The 24,387-nt window shown below is 62.3% G+C and carries 26 protein-coding genes; 9 read left to right on the forward strand and 17 right to left on the reverse strand.

From position 1 onward, the window contains the following. Nucleotides 1–111: 111 nt before the first annotated feature. Nucleotides 112–1,416 (forward strand): glycine cleavage T C-terminal barrel domain-containing protein, encoded by a 1,305-nt coding sequence (locus tag ACX80T_RS07090; protein WP_459304082.1) that lies wholly within the window; start codon nt 112–114, stop codon nt 1,414–1,416. Nucleotides 1,417–1,439: 23 nt separating this feature from the next. Here the strand turns inward: ACX80T_RS07090 and ACX80T_RS07095 are convergent, their stop codons facing one another. The 7 genes from ACX80T_RS07095 to ACX80T_RS07125 all read right to left on the reverse strand — a co-directional run bounded on the left by ACX80T_RS07095 (nt 1,440) and on the right by ACX80T_RS07125 (nt 6,933). Further along, on the reverse strand, nt 1,440–2,144 hold the full coding sequence (locus ACX80T_RS07095; RefSeq protein ID WP_459304083.1) for a nucleoside/nucleotide kinase family protein: 705 nt from the start codon (nt 2,142–2,144) through the stop codon (nt 1,440–1,442). A 75-nt stretch (nt 2,145–2,219) separates the two neighbouring features. After that, nucleotides 2,220–3,689, reverse strand: coding sequence for an MGDG synthase family glycosyltransferase (locus ACX80T_RS07100; protein WP_459304084.1), 1,470 nt, complete (start codon nt 3,687–3,689; stop codon nt 2,220–2,222). Between the two features lie 262 nt (nt 3,690–3,951). Next, complete coding sequence (locus ACX80T_RS07105; RefSeq protein ID WP_459304085.1) at nt 3,952–4,620, reverse strand: hypothetical protein; 669 nt, start codon at nt 4,618–4,620, stop codon at nt 3,952–3,954. Between the two features lie 186 nt (nt 4,621–4,806). Then, nucleotides 4,807–5,328: a hypothetical protein gene (locus ACX80T_RS07110; RefSeq protein WP_459304086.1), complete on the reverse strand. Its 522-nt coding sequence runs from the start codon at nt 5,326–5,328 to the stop codon at nt 4,807–4,809. A 141-nt stretch (nt 5,329–5,469) separates the two neighbouring features. Then, nucleotides 5,470–5,754, reverse strand: a complete 285-nt coding sequence (locus ACX80T_RS07115) for a type II toxin-antitoxin system RelE family toxin (RefSeq protein ID WP_459304087.1) — start codon at nt 5,752–5,754, stop codon at nt 5,470–5,472. Beyond that, nucleotides 5,751–5,999 (reverse strand): type II toxin-antitoxin system Phd/YefM family antitoxin, encoded by a 249-nt coding sequence (locus tag ACX80T_RS07120; protein ID WP_459304088.1) that lies wholly within the window; start codon nt 5,997–5,999, stop codon nt 5,751–5,753. Before ACX80T_RS07120 ends, ACX80T_RS07115 begins: the two co-directional genes overlap by 4 nt. A gap of 604 nt (nt 6,000–6,603) precedes the next feature. Beyond that, on the reverse strand, nt 6,604–6,933 hold the full coding sequence (locus tag ACX80T_RS07125; RefSeq protein WP_459304089.1) for a hypothetical protein: 330 nt from the start codon (nt 6,931–6,933) through the stop codon (nt 6,604–6,606). 213 nt (nt 6,934–7,146) lie between these two features. On the opposite strand from ACX80T_RS07125, the gene ACX80T_RS07130 reads away from it, so the two are divergent. After that, entirely contained in the window at nt 7,147–8,379 is a 1,233-nt protein-coding gene (locus ACX80T_RS07130; RefSeq protein WP_459304090.1) for a saccharopine dehydrogenase family protein, read from the forward strand. Between the two features lie 339 nt (nt 8,380–8,718). Here the strand turns inward: ACX80T_RS07130 and ychF are convergent, their stop codons facing one another. Next, a complete protein-coding gene (ychF, locus tag ACX80T_RS07135; protein WP_459304091.1) occupies nt 8,719–9,804 on the reverse strand; it encodes a redox-regulated ATPase YchF in 1,086 nt (361 codons plus the stop codon). Between the two features lie 86 nt (nt 9,805–9,890). Here ychF and ACX80T_RS07140 point away from each other — a divergent pair, with 86 nt between their 5' ends. After that, nucleotides 9,891–11,174 carry a DNA recombination protein RmuC gene (locus ACX80T_RS07140; RefSeq protein ID WP_019481606.1) on the forward strand — a complete coding sequence of 428 codons (1,284 nt, stop codon included), beginning with the start codon at nt 9,891–9,893 and terminating at the stop codon, nt 11,172–11,174. Between the two features lie 8 nt (nt 11,175–11,182). On the opposite strand, the gene ACX80T_RS07145 is transcribed toward ACX80T_RS07140, so the two are convergent. Further along, nucleotides 11,183–12,268, reverse strand: a complete 1,086-nt coding sequence (locus ACX80T_RS07145) for a 4-hydroxy-3-methylbut-2-enyl diphosphate reductase (protein WP_019481605.1) — start codon at nt 12,266–12,268, stop codon at nt 11,183–11,185. A 62-nt stretch (nt 12,269–12,330) separates the two neighbouring features. Then, the gene (locus tag ACX80T_RS07150) at nt 12,331–13,200 is read right to left on the reverse strand and encodes a hypothetical protein (RefSeq protein WP_019481604.1); all 870 of its coding nucleotides are present in this window, start codon (nt 13,198–13,200) and stop codon (nt 12,331–12,333) included. A 172-nt stretch (nt 13,201–13,372) separates the two neighbouring features. On the opposite strand from ACX80T_RS07150, the gene xseA reads away from it, so the two are divergent. Beyond that, nucleotides 13,373–14,722, forward strand: a complete 1,350-nt coding sequence (gene xseA / locus ACX80T_RS07155) for an exodeoxyribonuclease VII large subunit (RefSeq protein WP_019481603.1) — start codon at nt 13,373–13,375, stop codon at nt 14,720–14,722. Further along, the gene (locus ACX80T_RS07160) at nt 14,719–14,970 is read left to right on the forward strand and encodes an exodeoxyribonuclease VII small subunit (protein WP_019481602.1); all 252 of its coding nucleotides are present in this window, start codon (nt 14,719–14,721) and stop codon (nt 14,968–14,970) included. The genes xseA and ACX80T_RS07160 overlap by 4 nt, the downstream gene beginning before the upstream one ends. 52 nt (nt 14,971–15,022) lie before the next feature. Here ACX80T_RS07160 and ACX80T_RS07165 read toward each other — a convergent pair whose 3' ends face one another. The 3 genes from ACX80T_RS07165 to ACX80T_RS07175 all read right to left on the reverse strand — a co-directional run bounded on the left by ACX80T_RS07165 (nt 15,023) and on the right by ACX80T_RS07175 (nt 17,883). Further along, nucleotides 15,023–15,880 (reverse strand): polyphosphate kinase 2 family protein, encoded by an 858-nt coding sequence (locus ACX80T_RS07165; RefSeq protein ID WP_019481601.1) that lies wholly within the window; start codon nt 15,878–15,880, stop codon nt 15,023–15,025. A gap of 21 nt (nt 15,881–15,901) precedes the next feature. Further along, on the reverse strand, nt 15,902–17,119 hold the full coding sequence (locus ACX80T_RS07170) for a pyridoxal phosphate-dependent aminotransferase (RefSeq protein WP_024476874.1): 1,218 nt from the start codon (nt 17,117–17,119) through the stop codon (nt 15,902–15,904). A 332-nt stretch (nt 17,120–17,451) separates the two neighbouring features. Next, a complete protein-coding gene (locus ACX80T_RS07175; protein WP_019481599.1) occupies nt 17,452–17,883 on the reverse strand; it encodes an NUDIX hydrolase in 432 nt (143 codons plus the stop codon). 110 nt (nt 17,884–17,993) lie between these two features. Between ACX80T_RS07175 and ACX80T_RS07180 the strand changes: the two genes are divergently transcribed. The 3 genes from ACX80T_RS07180 to ACX80T_RS07190 are packed head-to-tail and all read left to right on the forward strand — an operon-like array spanning nt 17,994 to nt 20,015. Next, nucleotides 17,994–18,449, forward strand: a complete 456-nt coding sequence (locus ACX80T_RS07180; RefSeq protein ID WP_035766240.1) for a MarR family winged helix-turn-helix transcriptional regulator — start codon at nt 17,994–17,996, stop codon at nt 18,447–18,449. Next, nucleotides 18,449–19,459 (forward strand): NAD(P)H-dependent flavin oxidoreductase, encoded by a 1,011-nt coding sequence (locus tag ACX80T_RS07185; RefSeq protein ID WP_019481597.1) that lies wholly within the window; start codon nt 18,449–18,451, stop codon nt 19,457–19,459. Before ACX80T_RS07180 ends, ACX80T_RS07185 begins: the two co-directional genes overlap by 1 nt. 43 nt (nt 19,460–19,502) lie before the next feature. Next, on the forward strand, nt 19,503–20,015 hold the full coding sequence (locus ACX80T_RS07190) for an Lrp/AsnC family transcriptional regulator (protein ID WP_019481596.1): 513 nt from the start codon (nt 19,503–19,505) through the stop codon (nt 20,013–20,015). A 41-nt stretch (nt 20,016–20,056) separates the two neighbouring features. On the opposite strand, the gene ACX80T_RS07195 is transcribed toward ACX80T_RS07190, so the two are convergent. From ACX80T_RS07195 to ACX80T_RS07205, 3 genes are all read right to left on the reverse strand, one after another. Beyond that, on the reverse strand, nt 20,057–20,254 hold the full coding sequence (locus ACX80T_RS07195) for a hypothetical protein (RefSeq protein ID WP_019481595.1): 198 nt from the start codon (nt 20,252–20,254) through the stop codon (nt 20,057–20,059). A gap of 13 nt (nt 20,255–20,267) precedes the next feature. Then, the gene (locus ACX80T_RS07200) at nt 20,268–20,927 is read right to left on the reverse strand and encodes an ArsR/SmtB family transcription factor (RefSeq protein ID WP_019481594.1); all 660 of its coding nucleotides are present in this window, start codon (nt 20,925–20,927) and stop codon (nt 20,268–20,270) included. Nucleotides 20,928–21,018: 91 nt separating this feature from the next. Further along, nucleotides 21,019–22,266: an MFS transporter gene (locus ACX80T_RS07205; protein WP_019481593.1), complete on the reverse strand. Its 1,248-nt coding sequence runs from the start codon at nt 22,264–22,266 to the stop codon at nt 21,019–21,021. A 137-nt stretch (nt 22,267–22,403) separates the two neighbouring features. Here ACX80T_RS07205 and ACX80T_RS07210 point away from each other — a divergent pair, with 137 nt between their 5' ends. Further along, nucleotides 22,404–22,877 (forward strand): Lrp/AsnC family transcriptional regulator, encoded by a 474-nt coding sequence (locus ACX80T_RS07210; RefSeq protein ID WP_019481592.1) that lies wholly within the window; start codon nt 22,404–22,406, stop codon nt 22,875–22,877. Between the two features lie 294 nt (nt 22,878–23,171). Here ACX80T_RS07210 and ACX80T_RS07215 read toward each other — a convergent pair whose 3' ends face one another. Beyond that, on the reverse strand, nt 23,172–24,365 hold the full coding sequence (locus ACX80T_RS07215) for a phosphotransferase (protein WP_237715210.1): 1,194 nt from the start codon (nt 24,363–24,365) through the stop codon (nt 23,172–23,174). Nucleotides 24,366–24,387 lie beyond the last annotated feature (22 nt).

Genomic DNA, 24,387 nt, shown 5'->3' on the forward strand with positions numbered 1-24,387 from the left:
CACATCGGGGTCACCCTACACTCATCATGTGGGACTGAAGTTCCATCTTATGAGACTACGCCGACTGCCTTGGTTTGCAATTCCCCCGGGCTGGTCGATAGGGAGTTCACCATGCATCACAACGTCCCATCAGTTGACCAACGTGACAGAACGGTTCCGATCAATCTCCGCCAATCGGGCCCGACGCCGGTGGAGTTGCAGATCGACACCCGGGTCCGCAAATCACCGTATTGGCAGCTTTCCTATGAAGCAGGCTGCTGGCGTGCGCAGGTCTACAACCGGATGTACCACCCGAGAGGCTACATTCGTCCCGAAGACGGCGGAATGATGGCCGAGTATGAGGCGCTGGTCAACCACGTCACCATGTGGAATGTTGCGGTGGAGCGGCAGATCCAGGTCAAGGGCCCGGACGCGGAGGCCTTTGTGGACTTCGTCATCACACGCGATGCCAAGAAAATTCCCCCGATGAGGGCGCGGTACGTCATCCTGTGCAACGAAGCCGCTGGAATCCTCAACGACCCGGTGTTGCTCCGCGTTGCCGACGACGAGTTCTGGTTCAGTCTCTCCGATTCCGACCTGTGGCTATGGCTTCAGGGGGTCAATGTAGGCAAGCGCTTCAACGTGAGTATCGGGGAAATCGACGTTTCACCGGTGCAAATCCAGGGACCCAAATCTGTTGACCTCATGGTGGACCTGATTGGGCCGGCAGCCGCAGAAATTCCCTCCTACGGGTTACTGTCCTCGTCGGTTGGCGGTTGTGAGGTCATTGTTTCGCAGACCGGCTTCACCGGGGAAAAGGGGTACGAAATCTATCTCCGCGATGCAACCCTGCACGCGGAGAAACTGTGGAATGCCGTTCTGGAGGCAGGCCAACGCCACAACCTCATGGTGGTTGCTCCGGCACACCACCGACGGATTGCAGCGGGAATTCTGTCCTGGGGTCAGGATATGGATGCCGAGACGTTGCCGTTTCAGGTGAATCTGGGCTATCAGATTCCCCGACAGAAGACCACGGACTACATCGGGAAAGAAGCACTGGAGGCGGCCCGTGACGCCTTGGAAGCCGGCTCACCCCCGTATACCCACACCCTCGTAGGCATGAGGCTCGGTGGTCAGCCGATCGACGACTATGCGCCCGATTTCTGGTTGATCAGCGCAGCACAGGACGGCGATCCGATTGGCTACGTCACCTCGCCCTGGTATTCCCCCGAACTCGGCGTCAACATTGCGATGGGATTTGTCCCTATTGATCTCACTGCGCTCGGCACCGAGTTGTGGGTACACCTGCCCGATTCCTATGCCTCGGAGCCCGGAAAGCCGGTCACCGCCGAGGTGGTCGAGATGCCGTTCCGCGAGTCGGTGAATCCCAACCAGCGCGAGCGGTTGAAGATCCGCGGGATGGACGCTGCCGTCTGAGGGCGAGGACAGCCGGAGCTGAACTAGCCAGTCGTCGAATCCAGACGCACGACGAGATGCGCATTTTTCGCGCTTTGTGCGATCAGGCGTGCATTAACTTCATCGGTCCCCCTGGCCCACGCCCTGGCCTCATCATGAGTCTTCCCGAATAGCTCATGGCGTTTGATCAGTTGCTGGTGTCGTACCTCTTCCGGCGGGGCGAGGTGCCAGGTGTCTTCCATCACGGAACGCGCACGTGGCCAGTGTCCGGTGGGCTGGAGCAAATAGTTGCCTTCGGTGACGACCAGGGGCACGTCATAGTGCACAGGAATCGCCGAGCCGATGGGTTCTTCCAGTTCCCGGCGAAACTCCGGAGCGTAGATGTAAGGCTCGGAGTCGCCGGTTTGCGTATGCAGGCGCTCCAGGAGAGCGGAATAGCCGCCGTCGTCGAAGGTGTCGATGGCACCCTTTCTGGAGCCACGACCGAGGTCCTCCAGAACCCGGTTCGCATAGTGGAAGCCGTCCATTGAAACGAGGACTGCGACGCCGGGTCCTAGGCTCGCTACCAGTCGCTCCGCGAGCGTCGACTTACCAGCCCCCGGCGCTCCCGCAATACCGAGGATGCTTCTCTTCCCGCTGCCCGCCAGGGCCCGGGCCCGGAGTACCAGATCCTCGTAAGTCATCGTCCGGGGCATAACCGCGTCGATTGACATCGCTTCACCATCCTCAAGGTCGGTACTGCTAATCATGGAGTTTCTCGAACCAGGTGCGGGCTCCCAGTGATACGCGATGGATCGCGGGAACCTTGGCTGCCATAACAAGAGTCACTCGGGAAGGACGGCCGGGGATTCTGACACCTCTTCCACGCGGACCGGCAGTGCCTTGTCGCCCCGCAGCAGGGCGCGGAGCAACCGCCGGGCCTCCCATTTGGGCCACGGCGGCGCTTTGCCGCGCCGCAGCACCAGGCCCCCGTCCTTAGTCCCGTACCGCTTCTGTAGATCGTCCAGCTCCTCGGCTTGCAGCAGCGCGACTGTGCTTCCCGCAGTCGCGTCGACAAGCCGGACCAGCGCGGACGGCCCCGTCAGGTCGGTGGCGACGATGCGCTGCTCGCTCGCGGCGAGAATAGTCTTCTGCGCTGCGCGGGTAACGATCAGCGGACGTGACGGCCCTTCCAGCAGGCCGATCAGCACGTCCGCGGCGGCGTCAGGGCGGCCGATTTTCCGCGCCGCCGCCTGCATCCGCTGCAGCCGGCCCGGCTCTCGGAGCACCTCGTCGATCTTCCAGCCGATCGTCGCGGCGGTGTTGCAGCGCACAGCTGCCCCCTGCTCCATCAGGTAGTCCCCGTTGCGAACCTCCTGCCCCGGGATGGGGTTCACCAGCACCATGGGCAGCCCTGCAGCCATGCATTCCGACGCCGACAGCCCGCCCGGCTTTCCCACGAACAGGTCGGCGCGGCGCAGCAGTTGCGGCATTTCCTCCGTGAAGCCGAGCACGCGGTAGCGGTCGCCAGCGGGCGCCACCAGCTGTTCGATGCGATGCCGCAGCGCATCGTTGCGTCCGCAGATGATCGTAGCTGTGAACGACGAGCGCATGTGCATCGTCTGCCGCACCACCGAGACCGCATAGTCGCCGCCGGTGGCGCCCGCCGAGATCAGCAGCATCGGAGGCTCATTGGTATCGCTCATGGGCTCGGACGCACCATCAATTTGTTTGGCGATCGGGATGCCTGTGGCTGCGACGCGGTCGGGAGGGAGTCCGAGCGCCATCAGCTCAACTCTTGCCTCCTCCCTGGCCACGAACAGCGAGTGGAATGCGCCCGGAAGCCACAGGCCCTGGAAGTCGTAGTCCGTGGTTACGACAGCGGTCCTCGCGTCAGTCACACCGCGAAGGAGCAGCGACGAAAGGAGCTGGGCCGGCAAGAAATGCGTGCACACGATAGCGGTCGGCCGGAACCGTTTGATCTCATCGATCACCGGAACGGCGTTCGCCCGTGTCCACGGGTCGATTGGACCGCGGCGCCGGAATGGCCGGTCGCTCAGGTCGTAGCCCCAATCCACCAGCCATGGCAGGCCCTCGACCAGCACGAAGTAGCCTTTCCCCAGCAAGGCGCGGTAGAGCACGCTACTCACCTGGAGCACGTCCAAAACCTGTACCTCGGCGATGTCGGCGCGCCCAGCGCACTCCTGCTGTAGCGCCGCCGCGGCGCTGTTGTGTCCCGCTCCGACCCCTGCGGACAGGATCAGAACGCGTTCCCCTCCGTCGGTGTGGGACCCTCGTACCGGTGTCTTGCGCATGGTGTGAGGCTAGCAGTCCTCACCCTGAGAAATGAGCGTCCAACCGTGCTCGGCCCTTTCCCCGGCGGGCCCCGCTACTTTCCCGGCGGGGGCTCGCGGTCTCACTTTGCTGCGAGCGACTGAACCTGTCGGCTAATCGCTGGCAGATCGACGATCATCATGTCCCAGACCGCGCCATAGTCAGTTCCCTCGGCTCGCACTCCACGCCTCACCAACCAAGGACGACTTGCGCCACGGCAACCGGCGATCCCGTGCCCGTGCCCTACCTGAGACTGAGCACCTCATCAATCAGGCGGTTGTTGACGAACACCCGGGCACTAGTGGCACCGGCAGCGGCCATGGCCGTGTATTCGAGTTGCGCCTTAGCGCGCGGTATGTCGCAGACACCCCCGAGCATGAACTGCCCGGTGAGCCAGATCGTGATGGTGTTGCCGTTCAGCTCGCCGCCGACGTACGTGAGACTCGACTGGTACAGGACGTTCACGAGCCCCGACATGCCGACATCGCGACTCTTGTTTGCGAGCAGGGTCTCCATGCTGGGACCCACCTGGTCCGTGAACCGGACGGGGGCCGTGGTCGTAGCGATGAGGCTGTCACCGCAGCCGATCAAAGGTCCTGAAACACCGTTGTCATCGACAGCGACATAGTAGATGGTCAGCGGAGCAACCTGCTCCAGAAGTCCGGCGGGCGTTGGTTCCGCCGTCTCGGACGGGCTCGCGGGGGCGGAGGACGGCGGTACAGCAGCGGTGGAGGTAGGGGCGGCCGACGGAGTGCTCGGCGCAGGCGGGCTAGCCGTCGTCACGGACGGGCTTACTGTCGGGGTTGGATTGGCGGGGTCGCTCGTCGGGACGGCGACCGGTGGGCCGAAACAACCCGTGAGCACGATGAGACCGGAGAGTGCGAGAACCCCGAATGCTGAAAGCCTGGTCATGATGCCCCCTTGGATGCGGCATCGCCCCATCGCGGGACCGCACTTTGAAGCTACGGCTAAGGGTTTCATCGGAACAGAGACTTTGGTCCTGCTTCGGCAGCGAATACCCCATGGGCGCCAGCAGCCAGTAATGCGACGGCCAGCGACCTCCCATACTGCTTGTCTGAAACTCAGGTAAACAGTAGGTCACCCAATCATGTAGGCGAATCCACGCCCCTCCGATGCCACAGCCTGGACGAAGTTTCTGGCTCGATGAAGGAACTCGGTTGCATAGGCAACCTCGGACTCCAGCCTCTGGGACGAGTGGACCCCCTCCAAACCCGCTTCGATGTCGTGGTCGCCAATCATCTCCACATCCCGGGCGACTAGTTCAACCTCGTCCGGTGGGAGGGCGCGCAGCCATGGGCGCCAGGTGAAACCATTGTCGAGGTAGGTCACGTGTCCTTCAAACATTCGATAGGCCGGTCTGGCTCTATCACCTGCACCGGGCGGAGCGGTGAGCCTTTGCAGACACAACCACGCCTTATCAAGGTACAGAAGGTCACGCTCCGGAACGGATCGCCGAAAATCTGTGGAACCCTGCGTGAAGCCCTCTTCGAGGCCCAGAACGTCTGCGAGCGGGTCGGATCCGATCACGGTGAGTGGGTCGCTGAGCGCCCTCTCGGTCTGCTCGCTATCGAACGCGTATGCGTAGTATCCAATACCCATACGACGATTCTGAGCCCATCAAGACACTTTCACTCGCTGGCATTGGCTATATGTGGATAACCCCACCCCTTGGGCAGTCCTGTACGGTAACGGTGCGACATTCCGACACGGAATAAGAGATCTCGATCCCCCACGCGACAATCACAGAAGAGGATCCACTTGCTGCGCTCGGGGACCGTAGACGTCGCGGCGGTGGCCGACCGTGATCACGGCAACGACAAGAACGTTGTCGTCGAGGGTGTAAATGATGCGGTAGTTCCCTACCCTCACCCGGAGCCCAGTCCGCCCCTGAAGCGACTTGGCCACTGGCGGCCGCGGATCCTCCCCAAGAAGCGCAATCGCACCACGAATGCGGTCGCGATCCTGATGATCGATGCGCCTCAAAGCACGAACTGCAGCAGGGCGCAGCTCGATTTGGTAGCTCACGTCCAGCCTAAATCTGCCTTTACCTGGGCCCAGGGAATATTGGGACCTTCCTCAGCTATTGCCTCGTCGAACGCAACAACATCTTCGGCATCTTCGAGCGCATCCAGCATCCGCTCATACTGCTCGGGGCTAACGATCACGGCGGCGCGCTGACCGCGACGCTCGATGAACACAGCTTCGCTCTTCGAACGGGCAATGACGTCGGAAAGATGGTTGCGCGCATCTGCGACGCTCACAGTAGACATGTCTTCATTGTACATTTTGGTAACACTGATGTACATGAAGCAGCGAGTGGCCAGTCCGCAAGAATCTATTTAAACGTTGAAACGGAACTCCACCAGATTGCCGCGGTTAGAACCGTCATTCCAACGCGCGGATATCGTCCCTTCCCAGGCCTGAGGGAGATGCTCACACTGTCCTGCAAATATTTCACCGGGCGTCCTTGTCCGGGGCGAGTCTTGGCAATCCGCGCAATCGTTCACTGCACGAGCGCGCCGACGACCCCTTTTCTAATCATCCGCGGGATGACATGTCATTAACGCTCGTATCGGAGGGAGCTGGGGTCCTGGCCCCCTGAGACTTGTTTCCAGCCGTCCCTTGCTAGATCCCGCTTCAGTTCTGCCAGTGCTGCGTCCATTCCCGGGGACCAGCTCTCCTGTGGTGGCACCGGGGGGACCGACCTTGCTGAAGGAAACGTCGAGCTCTTGTAACGAGCCTTTCCGTCGACTTGACCCACGAACCGCAGATGAGTGCTTCCGTATTGGGACCCGAGCGTTGTCAGGATGCTCGCCCACCATGACGTGCCCCCGATATCCTCAAGGGCAACGGTGAGCTCCTCCTTCGCCAGCTTCACGAAACTGTTCCTTGAATGACTTTGCGATGCGAGGGTGAACGAAGTGAATGCCACACGCTCGTCGGGTACTCCTCCTTCAGCAGCCATGCCAGGCCACCAGCAAGCACAAGATTGGGCAGCGTCCAGATTCCCAACGGTGTATCAGCATTCAAGAAGACGATGGCACCGGCCAGACCCTCTTTGACGGATCGGCCGCGACTGAAAATCAGCAGTCCCATGGCGATTTCGCCCGCATGTTGATCTGCCTCCTCGCTTCCGCGTCGAAGAACGCTTTTTATGGCGTTCGATGATCCGACGCGGTCCGGAGACAACAGGGTCTCTTGCATCCGCTTCTCCGGACAGGGCCAAAAGTCCCCGCCGGCGGCAGAGCTTCCAGGCAAGGTGAAGGCCCGCCCATGCTCCCTCCCGCTGGTCAGGGCGTCGCCCCTCGGGATCCAGTGACGATCTGTGATCTGGTTTCGGGGTGACGGGGCGCTTCAGCTACAGGAGGAAGTCGCTTCCCGGAGCCGGTTCGGCCTCTGCTGTGGAAGACTGCTGGCATGGAGGCACCACCGCGCGATCACGACATCGTCCTCTTCGGTGCGACCGGCTTTGTCGGTGAATTGATCGCCGGATATCTTGCGGACCACGCTCCACCAGACCTGCGCGTGGGACTCGCGGGGAGGTCGAGGGTGAAGCTCGAGGCCGTACGGTCCAGGCTGCCCGTCGCCGCACAGGACTGGTCCCTCATTGAGGCGGATTCGGGGCGCCCTGACTCGCTCGCGGCGCTGGCCGCGGGCACCAGGGTTCTCTTCACCACGGTGGGTCCCTACGCGAAGTACGGGCTGCCGGTTGTCGAGGCGTGCGCCCGTGCCGGCACCCATTACGGGGACCTGACGGGCGAGGTGTCCTTCGTCCGTGAAGCCATCGACCGTTGGGACGCCCTGGCAAGGACTACAGGTGCACGGATCGTCCATGCGTGCGGCTACGACTCCGTCCCGTCCGACCTCGCGGTGCTCCTCCTGCACCAGGCCGCGGAGGCCGATGGTGCGGGCGGACTGACCGAGGTGCAGCTCGTCGCCAGGGCGAAGGGCGGCTTTAGCGGCGGCACTATCGACTCCATGCGTGGGCAGCTCGACGGTATGCGGGCGGACCCTGTGCTGCGATCGCTCGCGGGCGATCCTTACTCCCTCAGTCCGGACCGGACGGCGGAGCCCTCGAACAGGCAGCCGTCGGATCTGGGGTGGGTCGGCCGGTCGGAGGACGGCCTGTGGGCCGCGCCCTTCATCATGGCGTCGGCGAATACGCGGATCGTCCGTCGCAGCAATGCCCTGCAGGGTTGGGCCTACGGTAGGTCCCTGCGGTACGGCGAAGTGATGGGTATGGGGCGGGGGCCCGTCGGCGCCGTCATCGCCGGAGCGACGGCGCTTGGCATACGGGTGTTCGGAGCCGCACTGGCCCTACCTTTCACGAGGAAACTACTGGACCGCGTCCTTCCGTCGCCTGGTGCGGGCCCGAGCGAGGCCGCGCGGCGCTCAGGCTGGTTCCATTCTCGGGTGACTGCTTCCACGGAGAGCGGCCGGCGGTACCGGGCCGTCGCAGCCGGGCCCGGCGACCCGGGATACGCTGCCACCGCCGTGATGGCCGGGGAGGCAGCGCTCTCACTTGCCCTCGACGGCGACCGTCTGCCGCCCGCCGCAGGATCGCTGACCCCGGCGACCGCCTTCGGTAACGTCCTGGTGGAGAGGCTGCGCGCCGCAGGCCATACCTACGAGGTCATGTCCCTCACCTGACGCAGGAAGTGGTGCACTGGTCGTGCTCAATGTCCAAAGAGGAGTGAGAGGCCTACTTCGCAGGACGGAAGGCGGAAGCCATGTCCGCAGGCAGATAAGCGGCTTTACAACGTCATATTCATATATACAAAGTGCCTCGCCAGGTTACTGACCCGGCCGCGTCATTTCGGACTGAAAGATAGTTGATCGGTGGAATCGAGCTGAGCCTGAGTCTTAGAGACATGTGATCACGGCAACGACAAGGACGTCGTCGACGGTGTAGAGGATGCGGTAGCTCCCTATCCGGACCCGTAGCCCGGGTCCCCCTGAAGCGACTTGGTCCGTGGTGAGAGGCGAATACTAAACGTTGAAACGGAACTCCACCACGTCGCCGTCGGCCATAACGTATTCCTTGCCCTCAATACGGACCTTGCCACGGGACTTGGCCTCAGCCATCGATCCGGCGTCCACCAGATCATCGAAGGAGACCACCTCTGCCTTGATGAAGCCGCGTTGGAAGTCGGTGTGAATGACTCCCGCAGCTTCGGGAGCGGTCGCGCCCTTGGTGATGGTCCACGCCCTGGTTTCCTTGGGGCCGGCTGTAAGATAGGTCTGCAGGCCGAGGGTGTGGAAGCCAACGTGTGCCAGCTGGTCAAGACCGGACTCGTTTTGACCGTTCATCTCGAGCATTTCGCGAGCCTCTTCCTCGTCCAGCTCGACCAAATCTGACTCCAGCTTGGCATCGAGGAAGATGCAGTCGGCGGGCGCCACGAGTTCGCGGAGCTCGGCCTCGCGTTCCTCGTTCCCTAGGACAGAATCGTCGGCGTTGAAGACGTAGATAAAGGGCTTGGCGGTAAGCAAGCTCAGTTCGCGAAGATGTTCCATCTCCAGCTTGTCTTTGGCGACCGAGGCGAAAATGGTGTCGCCACGTTCCAGCACCGATTGCGCGGCAACCATGGCTGCGAGCTGCGCCGGTTCCCGCTTCTTGATCTTGACTTCCTTCTCAACCCTGGGAATGGCTTTCTCAAGGGTTTGGAGGTCAGCAAGGATCAACTCGGTGTTGATTGTCTCCATGTCGGAACGAGCATCGACCTTGCCGTCAACGTGAATCACATCGGGATCGTCAAACACGCGGATTACCTGAGCAATAGCCTCGGCCTCACGGATGTTGGCCAGGAACTGGTTTCCCAGTCCCTCGCCCTCCGACGCGCCCTTGACGATCCCTGCGATGTCAACGAAAGAAACGGTGGCTGGCAGAATGCGCTGCGACCCGAAGATTTCGGCCAGTTTGCCAAGCCGTGCGTCAGGCAGGCTCACCACCCCGACGTTCGGCTCGATGGTCGCGAACGGGTAGTTCGCAGCAAGCACATTGTTGCGGGTGAGCGCATTGAATAGGGTTGATTTGCCGACGTTGGGCAGTCCGACGATGCCAATAGTAAGAGCCACGGGAATAGAGTCTACCGTTTGCCCCAGCTTCCACCGCGCCGCGGCGGGTGAACCAGAATGTCGGTGCTGACTGAGATGGTGGTGGCATGGACGGATTCATTGTGGTTTTGATCGTATTGTCGGTGCTCATCGGCGCAATCCTCGGGGCGGTGGGTGTCGCCTGGGCGGCACGGCTCAAGGTGCAGCGTTTGGCAGAGGAGCTCGACGACGTCGGCGAGCGTCTGGGGAGCACCAACGCCGCGTTGGCTACTGCAACAGCGGAAAACCGGATGCTGGTCGCCCAAAACCGTGAGCTCACCTCCCGGTCAGCGGGTGATCAGTCGGTCTTGCGTGCGCTGGCACCGGTGGCCGACAAGCTGACTCATCTCCAGTCTCAGGTGGGGATCCTCGAACGCGACAGGGTGGAGCAGTTCGGGCAACTCGCCGAACAACTCAGGGAGGCACGGCACTCGGACGCGCAACTCCTATCCACCACGCATTCGCTGACGGCTGCACTGCGGAGCAACAGCGCCCGCGGCCAGTGGGGGGAGGTACAGCTTCGACGGGTGGTGGAGGCGGCAGGAATGCTGCCCCGCGTCGACTTCCTGGAGCAGACAACCATCACGCTCAGCGCTGGCGCCAAAGACACCTCAGCCAGGCCCGACATGATCGTTCAGCTGCCCGGTGGTAAACAGCTGGTAGTGGATGCGAAGGTGCCGCTGGCTGCGTTCCTTGACGCCCAGGAGTTGCCCGAGGGATCCGACGGTGGAGACGGCCAGCCGGCCAGCCAGCGCGAGATCCTGCTGCAGCAGCATGCCAAAGCGCTGCGGGCCCACATTGATGCCTTGGCACGAAAGCGGTACTGGCAGGGCGTGGAGAACACGCCGGAGTTGGTGGTGTGTTTCATTCCCGTAGAGTCGGTGCTTTCATCGGCGCTGCGCGCAGATCCCGGCCTTCTCGATTACGCCTTCACCCGCAACGTGGCACTAGCCTCACCGGTTTCGCTTCTGGCCATTTTGAAAGGTGCGGCGTACAGCTGGCGGCAGGATGTCCTGACCGAAAATGCCAAAGAGCTGTTTGACCTGTCCCGGCAGCTCTATGACCGGCTAGGCACCATGGGAGAGCACGTGACCAGGCTCGGCAATTCACTGAAATCGTCGGTGGAGAAATACAACTCGTTTGTGGGAACCCTTGAATCACGGGTCTTGCCAACGGCCCGCCGCATCAACGACTTCGATTCCGCTTCCCTGGACGGCTCGTCGACCGATCCGGCGCAGCCGTCCAGCACGCTCCGGGTACCAGCGGTGGAGTCAACACCACGGCTCCTGAGCGCACCCGAGCTGCTTGAGGATAACGCGTCAGGGAACGACGGCGACCGCCGCAGCGCGTAGGACGGGCCTCAGCGCTTGGGCCGGGGTCCCCTGCCACCGATGCCGCTGGTGGAATCCCCCATCGCCTTGAGGGTGGCGCGGATTTCCTTGGGCAACGAGAAAATGATGTCCTCCTCGGCCGTGACCACTTCCTCGACGTCGCCGTACCCATAGTCTGCGAGGAGACGCAATACATCCTGGACCAGATTGTCGGGGACAGATGCACCCGATGTGACACCAATGGTTGAGACGCCCTCGAACCAGCTCTCGTCCACCTCGTTCGCAAAATCGACCCGGTAAGAGGCCTTCGCGCCGTATTCGAGGGCCACTTCGACCAGTCGTACCGAGTTGGAGGAATTGGCTGAACCAACCACGATCACCAGATCCGAGCTGGGTGAGATCTTCTTGATCGCTGCCTGCCGGTTGGAGGTGGCATAGCAAATATCGTCACTCGGCGGGTCCTGCAGGGTGGGGATGCGTTCCTTGAGCAGGTTGACGGTGAGCATCGTCTCATCGACGCTAAGGGTGGTCTGCGACAACCAGATCACCTTGTCGGGGTCGCGGACCGTCACCTTGTCCACATCCTCCGGACCGTTGACGATCTGGATGTGCTCCGGGGCTTCCCCCGCGGTGCCTTCTACTTCCTCATGGCCCTCATGACCGATCAGCAGGATGTCGAAATCGTCCCTCGCAAAGCGGACCGCTTCCTTGTGGACCTTGGTCACCAGAGGGCACGTGGCGTCGATGGTGCGCAGCCCCCGGTCTGCTGCCGATTGGATCACTGCTGGCGAGACGCCGTGGGCGGAAAAGACCACCAGGGCACCCTCGGGTACCTCCTCGTTCTCTTCCACAAAGATGGCACCCTTGGCCTCAAGCGTGGAGACCACGTGCAGGTTGTGAACAATCTGTTTGCGCACGTACACCGGCGCGCCGTAGTGTTCGAGAGCTTTCTCGACGGCGATTACGGCCCGGTCCACTCCGGCGCAGTAGCCGCGCGGTGCAGCGAGCAGGACTTTGCGTCCCCCCGACACGGGCTGCGCGGCGTCGATCTCGGCAGGCGAGCGCCGCCTCCTGGGCACCGAGGGCATGGGCACTGAGACTGCTGTGCTGGTCATCCCTCAATGCTAACGGTTGTGGGCCCTCTGACCCGAGACAGCTGGCCCTGATCCGCTGAGAGCTAAGCCACGGTTGTTCTTCGACCGCCGCTGATCAGCCGGGATGCTACCCCTACCAGGAGCAACACCACTCCCACTCCGATGACCGCCAGACATAGCGGCTCGCTGACCTCCGCGGCCCGGGCTACCAAACCGTCCTGAAACAGGGCGGAGATGGAACCTTCAGATGCCCCGCGCTCGGCCCGCACCCGTTCCAGAATCTCTGGCGCGGCCCGGACCCCCGCCCAGTAGAGCACCCCGAGGGCCGCCGTGCCCAGGCCCAGGAACGCCAGGGTTGTGCTCCGCCGTCGGGCTAGCCCAAGGGCGCTCAGTGCGCTCACCACCGCGCCGGCACCCAGTATCGGCCACAGCCCCGCGACGGCCGCAAGCTGGCCCACAGTGCTTTGCCGCTCCGGTGAAGCGACTTCCACCAGGGTCTGCTCCGGGGCCGGGACGTCTACCCCCAGTCTTGTCCCCACTTCCTCAAGGGCGAGGGCGAGAACCGGGGCGAGATCGAGCCTTACGGGTTCGGGCGAGTCAACACCGTTGAACACGTCGGCGTCGGCCGGGAAACTCAGCTCGTGCGACCGCTGCAACGTGTCATTCCATGCCGCTGGATAGCCTGGCAGGCCAACGACGTTGCCCGCCGCCTCCGCGATGAGCGGTTCAACAATGCCGGTCAGGGCCTCGGGAAGTCCAGCATTTGCGGTGGCTTCGGAGGCTAGGGCTGACGTTAGCTGCGCCTGAAACTCGGGATCAGAGCCAAGCGGTCCGGCCAGCTCAACGAAACCGTCCACCTGCACGAAGTTCCTGTCGATCCAGGCACCCGGCAGGGCAATCCCGGCCAGCACCAGCGCTACCAGCGTGAAAAACGCCGCACCAAACGTCCGCATATTCTGTCCTGCCTTGTAGTGAGAGAAGTATTGATTATGCCCCGGCCAGCTGGACTCTTCCTCCACACCGAGTCTGTGTGGACCCGGCCGGGGGCGCAAGCTGATAAACATGAAGGGAACAAGGTGCAACGCCACGCCTTGTTCCAGCCACAAGCGTTGGGAGTGTCAACTGATGAATGACGACGGCGCGGTGCAGCCGCGCAACGGTTCCAACGGTGTGCGCCTCCAGAGCCAGGACCTGGCTGGTGTAAACCCATCTCAGCCCACGACTCTTCCTGCCACCGCGGCCGAAACAACGGCCGAGCGGCCCTGGCCCCTTCACCTGCTCTCCGAGAAGTTGAAGGCTCATCTGGAACGCGCTCCGGCCGCCTGGGTTGAAGGGCAGATTATTGAAGTGAACCGCCGGTCCAATATGTGTTTCGTGACGCTACGGGATGTCGACGCCGAGGTGTCGCTGCCGTTGACGATCCGCGGCAACGTGTTGTCCCGCCTGGACCTGCCGCTCGAACACGGTTCACGTGTGGTGGCCCAACTGAAGCCTGACTTCTGGCTGAAGACCGGGCGCCTATCCATGCAGACGTGGCAGATCCGGCAGGTGGGCCTCGGTGACCTGTTGGCGCGGATTGAACGGCTTCGGCAGTCACTCGCCGCCGAGGGTCTGTTCGCCGCACGGCTCCGTAAACCCCTCCCTCTGCTCCCCCACCGGATTGGGTTGATCACCGGGCGCGGTTCGGACGCGATGAAGGACGTACTACGAAACGCCAGCCTGCGGTGGCCGGCCGTCGAGTTCGAGATCCGGGAGGTCGCGGTTCAGGGGGTTGGCTGCGTCGGCCAGGTGACCGCGGCACTGGCCGAATTGGACGCCATGCCCACTGTGGACGTCATCATCATTACCCGGGGTGGCGGCTCACTCGAAGACCTTCTGCCGTTCAGCAGTGAAGAGATGGTCCGGGCGGTAGCAGCGGCCCGGACTCCAGTGGTGAGCGCAATCGGGCATGAAGCAGACCGACCACTGATTGATGAGGTGGCGGATCTCCGTGCGTCCACCCCCACCGATGCAGCCAAGCGCGTGGTTCCCGACGTCGCTGAGGAATTCGAACGGATCCGGCAGTCTCGGGCGCAACTCTCCCGGGCCATTGGAACGCTCGTTGCAAGGGAAACCGAGCGGCTCACCCACCTCCGTTCGCGGCCAGTGTTGGCCCAGCCTGAGGGGATGGTGTCGGTACGGGTGGATGACGTTGAGAGGTTACGAGGGCGCGCCCGGCTCGCGGTGTCGTCGGCCGTCTCGCGCGACACGGACCGAGTGCACCACCTTCGTTCCCAGATCCGGTCACTTTCTCCGCAGAACACCCTCGACCGCGGCTACGCGGTGGTCCAGCTTGAGGATGGGTCCATCGCGCGGGATGCCGCGTCGACTCCTCCCGGGTCCCTGCTCAAGATCCGTCTGGCGCGCGGTGAACTCGCCGCCTCAACCCTCGCATCCAGCCACCCCCACATCACCAATCCAGAGGACACCCCATGAGCCAGCCCACCGGATCTGCTGCCAACGACCCGACAGCAGATCAAGACGTCAGCAAATTGTCGTACGAACAGGCACGCGAGCAACTCGTCTCGGTCGTCAGCCAGCTTGAGGCCGGCGGAGTGACCCTTGAACGTTCCCTGGCCCTATGGGAACGAGGCGAGGCGCTAGCCGATCATTGCGAATCCTGGCTTGAGGGGGCCAAGAAACGTCTCGCGGCGGCCCGCGACAAAGCCGAGCAAACCGGCTAGCTAGTCACCACGACCAAGGACGGCCGGGCGGGTTGGCTGGTGGGGACGTCGGTCAGGACTGGGCGAGGCGTGCCTGCTCGGCTTCGACGTCGAACTGGGCTTTCGGCCAACTGAGTTGCATATCCTGAAGCGCGTCGATGATGAGTTGCTGAACAGCCATCCGTGCGTACCACTTCCGGTCTGCGGGAACCACAAACCACGGCGCCTCAGGGGTGGTCGTGCGCTCAATCGCCAGTTGATAGGCGGCCTGGTACTCGTCCCACAACTCGCGTTCGTCCAGATCGCCGGTGTTGTACTTCCAGTGTTTGTCTTTGCGTTCAAGCCGTTCCGCCAGTCGAGCTTTCTGCTCCTCCGGACTGATGTGGAGCATTACCTTGATGATGCGTGTTCCTGATTCCACCAGCGACGCTTCGAAATCCCTGATGACGTCGTAGCGCTCCTCGATCACCGATGGCTTCGCCAATCCGCGCACCCGCTGGATCAGTACGTCTTCGTAGTGGGAGCGATCGAAGACGCCGATCATTCCGGGACCGGGCAACTGTTTCTTGATCCGCCAAAGAAAGTCGTGGCGCTTCTCTGCGGCCGTGGGTGCCTTGAATGCGTAATGCTTGACGCCCTGCGGATCGACTGCCCCCACCACATGGCGGACAATTCCGCCCTTTCCCGCAGTATCCATGGCCTGGAGCACCACGAGTAGCGAGACCTCGCTGCCGAACCTGCTTTCGGCAAAGAGTTTCTCCTGAAGCTCCGACAGCTCCGCGTTCTCAGCGTCCAGCTTGAGCCGGCCCTTTTTCTTACCCCCCGAAAATCCGGGGGTGGAGCGGGAATCGATCGAGGCGAGGTCGATATCCGGCCCCACCAGCAGGGCCTTGCTGGGGCTGGTCTCAAACGCTGGGGTTGCGGGCGTCATAGTGTTCCTTCCAGAAGCGATTTATGGCTTGTAGGTACTGAGGAACTCGGCTAGCCTGCCGATGGCATCCTCAAGGTCGTCCACGTTGGGCAGCGTGACCATTCTGAAATGGTCGGGATTGATCCAGTTGAAGGCGCGGCCGTGGGAGATCAGGATCTTCTGCTGCTTGAGCAGGTCGAGGGCGAACTGTTCGTCGTCCTTTATCGGATACATTTCGGGGTCCAGCCGTGGGAACAGGTACAACGCACCCTGCGCCAGTTCGCAACTCACGCCGGGGATCTCGTTCAACAGCTGATAGGCCTTATCGCGCTGCTGCTTCAGCCGTCCCCCGGGCAGGATGAGGTCATTGATGCTCTGGTGCCCGCCCAGCGCTGTCTGGATCGCGTGCTGGGCCGGAACATTGGCACAGAGTCTCATGTTGGCCAGCAGGTTGATCCCTTCAATGTAATCTGCAGCCCGATGCTTGGGCCCAGTAATCGCCATCCAGCCGCTTCGGAACCCGGCGATCCGGTATGCCTTCGAAAGACCGCTGTAGGTCAGGCACAGCACGTCGTCACCCGTGACGGTCGCCGCGTTGATGTGAACCGCATCGTCGTACAGGATCTTTTCGTAGATTTCATCGGCGAAGATGATGAGGTCGTGCTCGCGCGCCAACTTCACCATCCCCTCGATGATTGAGCGTGGGTAGACCGCCCCGGTGGGGTTGTTGGGGTTGATGAGTACTATTCCCTTGGTCCGGCTCGTGATCTTTGCTGCAAGATCCTCGAGATCGGGCCACCAATGGTTTTCCTCGTCGCAGAGGTAGTGCACGGCAGTGCCACCGGCCAGGGACACCGATGCGGTCCACAGTGGGTAGTCGGGGGTGGGCACGAGTACCTCGTCGCCGTTGTTCAGCAAGGCCTGCAACGACATGGTGATCAGTTCGCTGACACCGTTGCCCAGGTAGACGTCGTCGACGTCCATGTGGGTAAGGCCGCGACCCTGGTAGTACTGCACCACTGCCGTTCGTGCTGAAAAAATGCCGCGGGAGTCGCTGTAGCCCTGGGCTTTGGGGAGATGGCGGATCATGTCCACCAGGATGGCTTCCGGGGCTTCGAAACCAAACGGCGCTGGATTACCAATGTTCAGCTTCAGGATCCGGTGTCCTTCGGCCTCCATGAACTTGGCATGATCGAGCAGCGGCCCCCGGATGTCGTAGAGAACGTTCTGGAGCTTGTTTGACTGCTTGAATTCTGCCATTTACACAGGATGCCACAGCAGAGCGGTGGGATACGTGATTAGCACTCCGTAGCGCCTCTCGGCGCTGCCTTTCGTTACGGCTGACGGAACCTATTCCGATAGTCCTTGGCCTGGACCTCTTCCCTGGCGGCAGGCCGCTCAGATCTGCCTATACTGGTCCAGCCCTGAGGCTAACAACTCTCGACCCGCCCTCGACGCCGTAAGCCTCGAAGCTCTCCCGACGAGCGCGTTGGCCAGGCCTGATTCACCGGCGTACCAGGGAAGTGATTCGTGCAGTGGGCGCTAACCCGCTGGGTAAATCCGCACTGCTGCAGCATGTTCACTGATTGTCCTCACAGTAAATTCTCCATGCATAAGGCGACATCTACCAGCCCCACCCGGTCAAGGGTGGGCAGGTCGGAGAGGTTCACCCAGGCGGCCCGGTCGGTCGATCCATTAGCCTCATGGCGGAGCGATCCATCGATGGTGCGAGCTCGATAAACAATCCTGAGTGCGTGCATCGGCCTGTCAGAACCGTTGAGGCGGTCGGATGCTGCGATGTGGAGGCTGTCGACACCCAACAGGTGATCGAGCTCGGCCGTGTAGCCGGTCTCTTCATATATTTCGCGGACGGCAGCAGCCGGCGCGTCTTCGCCCAACTCCAAACCTCCGCCGGGAAGAGTCCAGCCAGCGGCCCCGGATTCGTTCCAATGCGCCAGAAGGATTTTGCCGTTGTCGATAATCAGCCCGTAAGCCCCAATCCTCGTATCCCATGCAGCACTCATGGCGGCAAGTCTAACCAGCGTGCGGTGTGAGTGGTCCTGCTCCCGGCAATGTATCGCTCGTCAGATGCTGGAACTTGACCCGCCGGGCAAAATGTTAACTACTTAACAGTATGGATCTCCGACAGTCGACCGTGTTCAAGCTGCACCGGGCAACAACACTGGTGACCCGGGTGTCCGACGAGTACCTCATCGCACGTCATGGCATCCACTACGCACCTTTCCTGGTCCTGTTGACCCTTCGCATCGCTGGCCCGTCTCCGCAGCGGGCAATAGCCCAGGGACTCGACGTGAGCAGGGCATCGGTCACTCAACGCGTCCACCAGCTCAGGGAGCAGGGCCTGGTCAGCGTGTCGATCAACGCCGCAGATCCGCGGGCGAACGTGGTCGACCTGACGCTCTCGGGTCGGCGGCTAACCGACGCCGCGTGGCACGGGCTCGAAGCGACGCTTAGCGCCGTCGACGACGGTGTGGACGACGGATTACTCCGACATCAGCTCGAAAAGCTGATTACTAACTGCACCACTGCCCTTTCAGTGGTCAACGCGACCGACCACAGGACTGAGTGATGTTCCCTTCCCCAATCATCGCGGCGCCCATGGCCGGCGGCGTATCGACCCCGGCCTTGGTGTCAGCTGTCGCGCGGGCCGGCGGCCTTGGCTTCCTCGCTGCGGGCTACAAATCAGTCACGGCTTTGCGCGCTGAGATTGCATCGGTCCGCTTGACCGGCCTGCCTTTCGGGGTGAACCTGTTCGTTCCCGGTGGTCCTGCGAAAAACCGGGAACCGCTGTTGGCCTACCGCGCGAAGCTGGCTTCCCTTGCTGACCGTTATGGCGTGGTACTGCCCGATCCCCAGTACGACGACGACGGCTGGGACTCCAAAGTCCGCACCCTGATGGACGAGCCAGTCCCCTTCGTAAGCCTGACTTTCGGGCTACCGGACCGGGCAATCATTGGCGCACTCCAGCAACGCGGCACCGTGGTCATCTCAACGGTGACATGCCAACGTGAGCTAGTCGTAGCCCAGGAGCACGGGGTCGACGCTGCTGTAGTCCAGCACAGTTCAGCGGGAGGCCACAGTGCTGTCTTCGATCCCAGCCATCCGGCCGAGAGGCCAACCACCGACATTGCAGCCCTGATTGCCTCGCTGATCCCGAACTCCACAGTCCCACTGATTGCAGCGGGGGGTCTCACCGGAGGACGGGACATCCGGCGGACGCTCGACACCGGGGCGACAGCCGTTCAGCTCGGAACACTGTTTGTGCGAACCCATGAAAGCGGTGCGCGCCAGATCCACAAAGACGCTCTCGCCTCCCTGGCATTTCCGGGGACTGCGGTGACCCAGGCATTCAGCGGAAGACCGGCAAGGGGGCTCGAGAATCAGTTCATGAGGGAACACCGCGATGCCCCGCTCGGATACCCGGAAGTGCATCATCTGACATCATCCCTGCGCGCGGCAGCCGCAGCTGCTGGCGATCCTGAGCTGCTGGCGTTGTGGGCCGGCACGGGGTACCGCGCCGCTCAGCCGATTGGGGCGACCGACCTGGTGGCACACCTAATAGCCGAGCTCGACCGCTAGGGTGGAACCCAACCGCAATCGTTCACGAGGAAGTGGCTTGCCCATGGCTGAAGACGCCGCACCTACCCTAGCCGCCCCCAACCGTGCGCGGGATACCCCGATGCTCGATCAGACAGACCAGCAGATCCTGAAGGAGCTGGTCGCCGACGCACGGATCACCAACGCGCAGCTCGCGGAGCGGATCGGGGTGGCGCCGTCGACGGCTCTCTTACGAACGAGACAACTCGTGGACCGCGGAGTGATCAGCGGGTATCACGCACAGCTCGATTTCGCGGCAATTGGCCGCGCCGTTCAGGCCATGGTCTCGGTCCAGCTCAAGGGTCATAATCGCGAGGAGATCGATCGGTTCACTGATCGGGTGCCGAATCTGCCGGAGGTAGTTTCCACCTTTCACGTCGCAGGATCGGTGGACTATTTGCTGCATCTGGCGGTGCCAAGCACGGAGGTCCTGCGGGACTGGGTACTGGACCATCTGACGACAGATCCGGTGGTAGGCCACACCGAGACGACCCTGGTGTTCAACCATTTACCGGGCAATACCGGGGTGTTGCCTTAGCCTCGACGACGGACGCTGCGGGGCCAGGTGCAGCTGGGCCCCTACAGCCGCAGGCCTGAGTGGTGCGCGGCCGCTAGATCCCGCCGTCGCTCGTCGTGAGCATGGATTGCTTCACTGTCGCGGGCCTGATCGAGTGCGAGTCGCTCGCCGATGGAGACCAGGCGGTGACCCACCAGGATGAGAAGGGCGTCGAAACCCGTGGGCCTGACGGACGGGGAATAGGTGGCAAAAGTGGTCATCACTGCTTCTTTTCTACGTCAAAGGTTCGGATGAAGCTGGCTTCCCCTGATGCTGTAGCGGAATGTCGAATTGTCCCTGCAGGATGGGGAAAGCGTTGAAGTGCAGCTGCACTGCGCGAGCGTCGGGATCGGTAGCGCCGCTGTCACGATATTTCGCCAGAAGGGCTCTGGCGTGGTTAAGCATCTCTTCAGTGATCTCGGCCAGCTGCCCGGCAGTCAGCCGGGCGTTCATGGTGGCGATAACCGACCCGTCAAACCAGTCCTGTGGGAGGTAGTCATAGCCTTGTTCCATGAAGTCCTGTAACAGAGCCGCCCGGTGATGCTCAATCTCACGGTTGAGTATTCGAGACGCGTGCAGGGCCGCAGGATCTTCGGCCAGATCACTGGAAAACAGGCTTAGCGCACCCGGTGGACGCTCCCACCAGCGCTCCCGGGCTGAGCCCTTACCCTCCACCTCTCGGACCAGTTGGTGCTTGGCGAGTTGGCGAAGGTGATAGCTGGTCGCACCACTCGATTCTCCAAGCCGGGCAGCAAGTGTGCTGGCGGTCTGGGGGCCGAGTTGAGATAGCTGCTCCAAAAGCTGGATTCTAAGCGGATGAGACAGCGCTTTGAGCCCGGCGAGATCCAGGGTGCGGTCGGCTGACTGGGCGTCGGATCCGTGGCGTGTACTCATAGACCCAAGATACAGTTACAAAACTTTCTTTGCAAGGGTTTCTTTGCATAGAAATCTTTGTAGTGGGGCCTCAGTAGCTGGGCGGTGAAAGCTACCCAGGGAGGTGGCCTCGAAGTGTGCTGCGCAGGCTTCGCATTGCCAGAGCAAAGCTTGCCAGAGCGATCAGTCCCGCGAAGCCCGCTACCGAACGGTCCAGTCCCCACGCTTGGGTGGCGGCACCAAGGCCGACCACCGGAAGGCTGCTTCCCAGGTAGGTGAGGACATAGAGGGTACTGATGATCTGGGCATGCTGGGATGGCTCCACCCGCAGGGACACCTCGTTGAACACCATCCGAAACGCCACCCCCTGTCCCGCCCCGGCAATAACACACGCCACAACCAAGAGCGGCACACTGTCGATAGACCCAGCCACAGGGATCAGTGCCACCCCCACCCCTAGTGCGGTCAGCCCGAGTCCGACGACATGCCTACCCCGCACCTTCATCAATTGGCTCAGCGCCGACGAGGCCAGGACCAGAGCTGCCAGGAGCCCGATCAGGGGCCGGGAGCTAGTGTCGGCGAGCGAGGCAAAGTACGTCGGCGCCAGGCTGAGGGTGAAACCGAAAACGGCAAAACTGAGGAATCCAACTGCTGATGCATTCCAGAAGGCCCTACCAGCGGCTTTCGACACAGCGGGACGACGCGGCTTCAGGGCACGGAGGGGCGACGCTGGGTCAGCCGTCCTGATGGCTGGCCGGGCCTTCAGGGTGAGCAGCGGAACCAGGAGCATCAGCAGGACCACAGAATAGATGGCGAACGGGGTCCTGCTGGGATCGGGCAGCAGGGATAGCAAGCCGCCGATGATTGGCCCGGCAGCAACTCCCCCGGCTGACGCCAGCAGCGTGAATCGTGAAGCCCAGTCTGGTCGGTGTGGCAATAGGTCCCGCAATGCAGCGGAACTGGCCCCGGTCGCCAGGGCGACCGCCGCACCCTGCAGGCAGCGCCCCAGAACCAGCATTGGAAGCGAGGTTGCTGCTCCGAATACCCCTGCCCCGGCAAAACCGATCAGGACGGCGAGCACCAGGGCCGCCCGCCGGCCAACATGGTCAGACCAATGGCCCACGAGCAGCAAGCCGACCACCAGCGACACCACATAGGCGGAGAAAGCCACTGTGACTTCGAGCGGCGAAATTCCAATCTTTGACTGCAGGAGTGGATAGATCGGCGTTGCCAGGTTGGCCCCGATAAGGAGGGTCGAGATGACCACCGCAGCCAGCACCAACCGACTTTTGACTGACGCGTCCCAGCCCCAGCGGACCTTGTCCGACGGCTTCATCCGCAGCTCGCTGAGAACACTCACTTCGACTCCATACAGTTAAACAAACAGCACATATCCCCCTTATTCTCCGGTTCTCAGGTGCAATCGGAGCATTTTGGATAGTAAACTTGAGCGTTATCACCAATTTTTGACAACGTTACTGACAGGAAGTGGGCGTCATGAGCAAATTGGACCTGGTCGACATCCGGCTCCTTCTGGAGCTGGTTCGGGATCCGCGGGCACAGATTGGCGAACTCAGCGATCAGCTGGGTGTTGCCCGCAACACAGCCCAGTCACGTATTCGACGGTTGCTCAGATCTGGGACTCTGCGATCCAGCGGTCGCGAACTGGATTTGGAAGCGCTCAACTACGATGTTGCGGCCTTCGTCACTATCGAGGTCTCCCACCGCGAGCTCGACGGCGTCATTGCTGGCCTTCGACGCCTCTATCAGGTACTGGAAGTCCATGAGATCTCGGGCCGTGGCGATATCTGGTGTCGTGTCACCGCAACCGACACGCATCACCTGCAATCTGCACTTCGATCGATCCTGCGGATCAAGGGAGTGATTCGCACCGAGACCGTCCTGGCCCTGCACGAACACATCCCGTACCGCACCGAACCGCTATTGCAGACCCTCGCCGAGGAGAACTGATTTTTCCCGGACTCTCATGTGGGTCTCATCTTGAGTGGTGATATTCAGGGATGAAGTCCCCACGGGCCCAGCAAGGCACCGCCGCCTTCGCCGATGGCACCGTCCCCCTCGTCGTCGCAGTCCGACACTGTGCAAATCCCCTCCCGGAACCTGTTGATACTGGAGCCAGGATCGGGAGGTACTTGGCTTCTGGTCGGTGGGGTCCTTTCGGGATCCTCAGTAGCTGGTTATATGACCACTGTGCACGGCGTTTGTGAGACGAGAAGGACTGATTATGAGACCTCTCACAATCAGTCAGCTTTCAAGCGTCAACGCTTCGTTGGCGAGGGTCTCCGCGATGGAGAGCCGCTTCAGTGCGTCGGCTCTCCAGGACGTCGGATCCGCGGTGGTCGCCCTGTGTTTGGCGCCGGCCACCAAAGTGAGCGCCACGCCTGCAGCACGGCCACGAAGCGCGGCCGGGTTCACTTCGCCGTCGAATACTGCCAGGAACCGGTTGAGAGCCGCGGGGACATGCTGGTAACGGCTGTCCAGGGCCGGTAAGACCGCAAGATGCCCGATGAAGCAGGCCAGGTCGTCCACCAGGTACCCGGGGCCCAGCGCGTCAACGTCCAATAGACCTGACACGTTGCCGCCCGAAACCAACAGATTCCCTTCATAGAAGTCGCCGTGCGACGGGACTTTGGGGCCGGCAGGGCTTGATGCAACGAGACTGTGCACCCGTTCGGCGAGTTCCGAGATTCGTGTCGCTTCGCCCGGTAGGACGGCGGTAGCTCCCTTGGCGTAGTCGCGGACCCGTGCCGACCAGGCTGGCCGCTCCGGCAGCTGCATCGCTTCGGCTGGCAGCCGGCGCAGCAACTCGACCAGGGTCTTCGGGCTCAGCGACTCCGCACCGTCGCGCATGAGTTGTTCAGCAAGCGGGGTGCCGGCAGCTGGGTGCATCGCCAGCACATCGGGTGCCGGAACGTCGATGAGTGACGGGGCGGGTATCGCCGCGGCCCTGAGCATTTGATGACGTGCGGCGAGTTGGGCTGCTTGACCGGCCCGGAGAACCTTCAGATAACGCCGCTGGCCGGCCAGGTCTGCGGTGAGGACTGCCCGTCTGAGGGGACGGTAGCTGACCGTCGCCAGCACCGGAACGCCCTCCGGTAACGACCCGGTTGATTGGCTGTCCAGGAACAACGCTTCGCCCACTTTTCGGGCATCGCACGCCCACGGCAGCCCGGGTAGCAGCGGATCGTTAGGGTGTAGCCACACCGTTAACGTGGTGTCGTCGGGTCCGCTGAGCTGCACCGTTGCGGGGATGTCGGCAGGTAGTGGCGCGGTGCTGACGCATAGAAAATCTGTGGTGAGTTCGCCGTTTTCGGCTTCCGCCTGCACCTGATATATTCCGGTTGCCCCGGCCCCGGGACGGTGGTGAACCTGTTCCAGTGACCAGTGAGTGGGTCGTCGTCCTAACGTCGCGAGTGCGAGACGAAGTGGCTCAGCCACGTCGTCTCCCTCAAGCAAACGC

The organism is Arthrobacter sp. Sr33, from assembly GCF_054511195.1.

What these genes read in the sequence shown, in the direction of transcription:
- ACX80T_RS07090 (WP_459304082.1), top strand. Translation starts at nt 112, where the DNA reads ATGCATCACAACGTCCCATCAGTTGACCAACGTGACAGAACGGTTCCG.
- ACX80T_RS07095 (WP_459304083.1), bottom strand. Translation starts at nt 2,144, where the DNA reads ATGATTAGCAGTACCGACCTTGAGGATGGTGAAGCGATGTCAATCGAC.
- ACX80T_RS07100 (WP_459304084.1), bottom strand. Translation starts at nt 3,689, where the DNA reads ATGCGCAAGACACCGGTACGAGGGTCCCACACCGACGGAGGGGAACGC.
- ACX80T_RS07105 (WP_459304085.1), bottom strand. Translation starts at nt 4,620, where the DNA reads ATGACCAGGCTTTCAGCATTCGGGGTTCTCGCACTCTCCGGTCTCATC.
- ACX80T_RS07110 (WP_459304086.1), bottom strand. Translation starts at nt 5,328, where the DNA reads ATGGGTATTGGATACTACGCATACGCGTTCGATAGCGAGCAGACCGAG.
- ACX80T_RS07120 (WP_459304088.1), bottom strand. Translation starts at nt 5,999, where the DNA reads ATGTCTACTGTGAGCGTCGCAGATGCGCGCAACCATCTTTCCGACGTC.
- ACX80T_RS07125 (WP_459304089.1), bottom strand. Translation starts at nt 6,933, where the DNA reads ATGCAAGAGACCCTGTTGTCTCCGGACCGCGTCGGATCATCGAACGCC.
- ACX80T_RS07130 (WP_459304090.1), top strand. Translation starts at nt 7,147, where the DNA reads ATGGAGGCACCACCGCGCGATCACGACATCGTCCTCTTCGGTGCGACC.
- ACX80T_RS07140 (WP_019481606.1), top strand. Translation starts at nt 9,891, where the DNA reads ATGGACGGATTCATTGTGGTTTTGATCGTATTGTCGGTGCTCATCGGC.
- ACX80T_RS07145 (WP_019481605.1), bottom strand. Translation starts at nt 12,268, where the DNA reads ATGACCAGCACAGCAGTCTCAGTGCCCATGCCCTCGGTGCCCAGGAGG.
- ACX80T_RS07150 (WP_019481604.1), bottom strand. Translation starts at nt 13,200, where the DNA reads ATGCGGACGTTTGGTGCGGCGTTTTTCACGCTGGTAGCGCTGGTGCTG.
- xseA (WP_019481603.1), top strand. Translation starts at nt 13,373, where the DNA reads ATGAATGACGACGGCGCGGTGCAGCCGCGCAACGGTTCCAACGGTGTG.
- ACX80T_RS07160 (WP_019481602.1), top strand. Translation starts at nt 14,719, where the DNA reads ATGAGCCAGCCCACCGGATCTGCTGCCAACGACCCGACAGCAGATCAA.
- ACX80T_RS07165 (WP_019481601.1), bottom strand. Translation starts at nt 15,880, where the DNA reads ATGACGCCCGCAACCCCAGCGTTTGAGACCAGCCCCAGCAAGGCCCTG.
- ACX80T_RS07170 (WP_024476874.1), bottom strand. Translation starts at nt 17,119, where the DNA reads ATGGCAGAATTCAAGCAGTCAAACAAGCTCCAGAACGTTCTCTACGAC.
- ACX80T_RS07175 (WP_019481599.1), bottom strand. Translation starts at nt 17,883, where the DNA reads ATGAGTGCTGCATGGGATACGAGGATTGGGGCTTACGGGCTGATTATC.
- ACX80T_RS07180 (WP_035766240.1), top strand. Translation starts at nt 17,994, where the DNA reads ATGGATCTCCGACAGTCGACCGTGTTCAAGCTGCACCGGGCAACAACA.
- ACX80T_RS07185 (WP_019481597.1), top strand. Translation starts at nt 18,449, where the DNA reads ATGTTCCCTTCCCCAATCATCGCGGCGCCCATGGCCGGCGGCGTATCG.
- ACX80T_RS07190 (WP_019481596.1), top strand. Translation starts at nt 19,503, where the DNA reads ATGGCTGAAGACGCCGCACCTACCCTAGCCGCCCCCAACCGTGCGCGG.
- ACX80T_RS07195 (WP_019481595.1), bottom strand. Translation starts at nt 20,254, where the DNA reads ATGACCACTTTTGCCACCTATTCCCCGTCCGTCAGGCCCACGGGTTTC.
- ACX80T_RS07200 (WP_019481594.1), bottom strand. Translation starts at nt 20,927, where the DNA reads ATGAGTACACGCCACGGATCCGACGCCCAGTCAGCCGACCGCACCCTG.
- ACX80T_RS07210 (WP_019481592.1), top strand. Translation starts at nt 22,404, where the DNA reads ATGAGCAAATTGGACCTGGTCGACATCCGGCTCCTTCTGGAGCTGGTT.